Origin of the sequence: Vescimonas sanitatis (assembly GCF_049060325.1) — a bacterium.
Lineage (GTDB): Bacteria > Bacillota > Clostridia > Oscillospirales > Oscillospiraceae > Vescimonas > Vescimonas sanitatis.
Genome location: NZ_JBMGPW010000021.1, coordinates 1 through 3,334, shown reverse-complemented (window position 1 = coordinate 3,334; position 3,334 = coordinate 1). Strand labels below are relative to the sequence as shown.

At 61.8% G+C, this 3,334-nt stretch carries 4 protein-coding genes; all 4 read left to right on the top strand.

The features are described from left to right. The coding region (locus tag ACOMDU_RS13540; RefSeq protein WP_421130684.1) for a DUF4430 domain-containing protein at positions 1–225 on the top strand (225 nt) is incomplete at its 5' end. Beyond that, the gene (locus tag ACOMDU_RS13535; RefSeq protein ID WP_421130683.1) at positions 218–1,111 is read left to right on the top strand and encodes an energy-coupling factor transporter transmembrane component T; all 894 of its coding nucleotides are present in this window, start codon (positions 218–220) and stop codon (positions 1,109–1,111) included. The genes ACOMDU_RS13540 and ACOMDU_RS13535, both read left to right, overlap by 8 nt. Beyond that, positions 1,084–2,736: an ABC transporter ATP-binding protein gene (locus ACOMDU_RS13530; protein WP_421130682.1), complete on the top strand. Its 1,653-nt coding sequence runs from the start codon at positions 1,084–1,086 to the stop codon at positions 2,734–2,736. Before ACOMDU_RS13535 ends, ACOMDU_RS13530 begins: the two co-directional genes overlap by 28 nt. After that, positions 2,688–3,334 (top strand): ECF transporter S component (locus ACOMDU_RS13525; RefSeq protein WP_421130681.1); only part of this gene is annotated, 647 nt, incomplete at its 3' end. The genes ACOMDU_RS13530 and ACOMDU_RS13525, both read left to right, overlap by 49 nt.

The following is a 3,334-nucleotide window of genomic DNA, read 5'->3' as shown; positions in this document are numbered from 1 at the left end:
GGCTGCTATGTGGATGGCATCAACAACCTTTATGAGTTTGACGGCGGCCGTTGGAGCGGCTGGATGTACTGTGTCAACGACTGGTATCCCAACTACGGCTGCGGCGTGTACTTTGTCAAGCCCGGCGAGGTCATTGAGTGGAATTACACCTGCGACCTTGGCTGCGATCTGGAAAACGGAGATCCCTACGGCTACGGCAAGGAATGGAAGGATAACCATGACTGATACCCGGATGCGTTTCTTCGGGAACCTGCATCCGGCGGTCAGTATGGCGTACTTCGTGCTGGTGCTGGGCCTGACACTGGGGTGTATGCACCCGGTCACGGTGGCGCTGTCGTTCCTGGGCGCCAGCTGGTTTTCCATCCGGCTGCGGGGCTGGAGGGCCTACGGCCACACCATGCGGTTTGTGGGGCCTATGTTTCTGCTGATTGCCCTTGCCAATCCGCTGTTCAACCATCGGGGCGTGACCATGCTCTTTACCATCAATCACCTGTGGTACACGCTGGAGGCGGTGTGCTACGGTCTGGTGTCCGGCTGCTCCCTGTGCGCGGTCATTATGTGGTTTACCTGCTATCAGGAGGTCATGACCTCGGATAAGTTCCTGTACCTGTTCGGCAAGCCCTTTCCCGGTACGTCGCTGCTGATCACCATGACGCTGCGGTTCATCCCACAGCTTCAGCAGAATCGCCGCGAGATCCGTCAGTCTCAGGCCATGTTGCAGGAGGAGGGCACGCGGCTACTGCAAAGGCTGGGCAGTGCCCTGCGGAACCTGTCGGTGCTGCTGACCATGAGCATGGAGGCGGCGGTGGAGACGGCGGACTCTATGAAAGCCCGGGGCTATGGTGCCAAGCGGCGCACCACCTTCCACCTGTTCCGCTTCGATGGCCGGGACGCTCGGACGCTGGGCCTCATTCTGGCAGTGGCAGGCGTCTGCATCACCGCCCGCGCCTTCGGTCACGGGTATATGGAGTTCTATCCCGCCATGACGCCGGTGCTGCTGGGCAGTGCCAGCTATACCATGTTCGCGTTCTACGCCGTGCTGATGTTCCTGCCCGGTATTCTTGAAACAAAGGAGGCCATCAGATGGCGCTCTTACGGTTTGAACACCTGAGCTTCTCCTACCCGCTGGCTGACACGCGGGCACTGGACGACGTCTCGTTGGAGATACATAAGGGCGAGTATGTGGTGCTGTGCGGCCCCTCCGGCTGCGGCAAGACCACGCTGCTGCGCCATGCCAAGCCCGGCCTGCTGCCCGTGGGGGCAAGGGCCGGCGAGACCTTTTATAAGGACGCGCCTCTTTCCCAACTGCCGGAGATGACCGCTGCGGCGGAGATCGGCTTCGTGCAGCAGAATCCGGATAACCAGATCGTCACCGACTTCGTATGGCACGAGCTGGCCTTCGGTCTTGAGAACATGGCACTGAGCGTGCCGGTGATCCGCCGCCGTGTGGCGGAGATGGCCGCTTTTTTCGGCATGGAGCCGTGGTTCCGCGCCAAGACCACGGAGCTGTCCGGCGGCCAGAAGCAGCTGATGAATCTGGCCTCGGCGCTGGCGATGGGGCCGAAGCTGTTGATTTTGGACGAGCCCACCTCCATGCTGGATCCGCTGGCGGCCCGCAATCTGCTTGCCACCGTGCAGCGGATCAACCGCGAGCTGGGCGTAGCTATCCTTTTGACGGAGCATCGGCTGGACGAGGTATTCCCCGCCGCCGACCGTGTGGTGACCATGGATCAGGGGCGTATCCTGTCAGACGGTGCGCCGGCTGAGATCGCGCAGCAGCTGTCCGGAAGCGTGGAAAAGAGCCGTATCTATTTCGGACTTCCCGCCGCCGTCCGTATCTTCAGTGAGCTGGAGCAGGTGGACGAGCTGCCCCTGACGGTACGGGACGGCCGCCGCCGCTTGGAGCGGCTGCTGCCCATCGCGGAAGATACTACCGTACCTGAGGACACAAAAACCGAAAAAGAAACAAAGCACCCCACCGTTTTAGAGGGCAAGGAGCTTTGGTTCCGCTATACCGAAAAGGGCAAGGACATCCTGCGGGGCACGGATGTAACGCTTCATCAGGGGGAGCTGCTGTGCCTGCTGGGCGGCAACGGCGCGGGCAAGACCACGCTGATGCAGGCACTGGCCGGTTTTCGGAAGCCCTATCGTGGCAAGGTGAAGCTGGCAAAGGGGCAGCGGCTGTGTATGCTGCCCCAGAACGCCCGGTCGCTGTTTGTGGCCGACACGGTGGAGAAGGAGCTACTGGACAGCGCCGGTCAGGACAAATCCAGAGCCATGCACATGGCGGAGAGGCTGGAGCTGACGCCGCTGCTATCGCGGCATCCCTACGACCTGTCCGGCGGTGAGACCCAGCGTCTGGCGGTGGGCAAGCTGCTGCTGCGGGAGGCCACGGTGCTGCTGCTGGACGAGCCCACCAAAGGGCTGGACGCCTATGCCAAGGCGGAGCTGGCGCAGCTGCTGCTGACGCTGTGCCGGGAAGGCACGTCCATCCTGATCGTGACCCACGATGTGGAGTTTGCCGCCCGGTACGCCACAGGCTGCGCCTTGATGTTTGACGGGCTGCTGCTCTCCGAGGGCGAGCCCCACGACTTCTTTGCCGGAAACCGGTTCTATACCACCGACGCCAACCGTATCGCGGCGGAGCACTTCCCCATGGACATTACCTGCGAGGAGGTGATCGCGTCGTGTCGAAGCTCTTTGTCAGCAAAAGAACCAGAGCCGCCGCGTGGGTGATCCTTCTGGTGCTGCCCGCCCTGATGGCGGCCTTCGGCTATTACCATAGCCACCGTCCCGCGGTCAATCCGGTGGGGTCACGCACCTTCTGGGACTACATCATATTAAACTCGGATATTCTGCTGGGCCTGCTGTTCCTGCTGGCGTCCGCCATCCCCTTCATACTGGTATTCGATAAGAAGAAGCCCCAGGCCCGTGAGCTGGTGCCGATCGCGGTGATGGCGGCCATTGCCGTGGTAGGCCGCACCGTGTTTGAGATCATCCCGCTGCCCAACTTCAAGCCCTGCTCCGCCATCATTATCATCACGGCGGTGGCCTTCGGGCCGGAGGCGGGCTTTCTTACCGGCGCGCTGACCGCCTTTGTCAGCAACTTCATTTTCGGACAGGGGCCGTGGACGCCGTGGCAGATGTTCACATGGGGGCTGGTGGGCTTTCTGGCGGGTATTCTGCAAAATGCCGGCGTATTCAAAGGCAGAAGCCGCCGTCACTTTGCGGCGCAATGGTGGGACAGGCTGTGCCCGGAGAATACCAACCGGGGCGATCTGCTGCATTTTGTGCGGCAGCTTACCGACCACGCGCCCCTGCGGCTGTGCCTTTA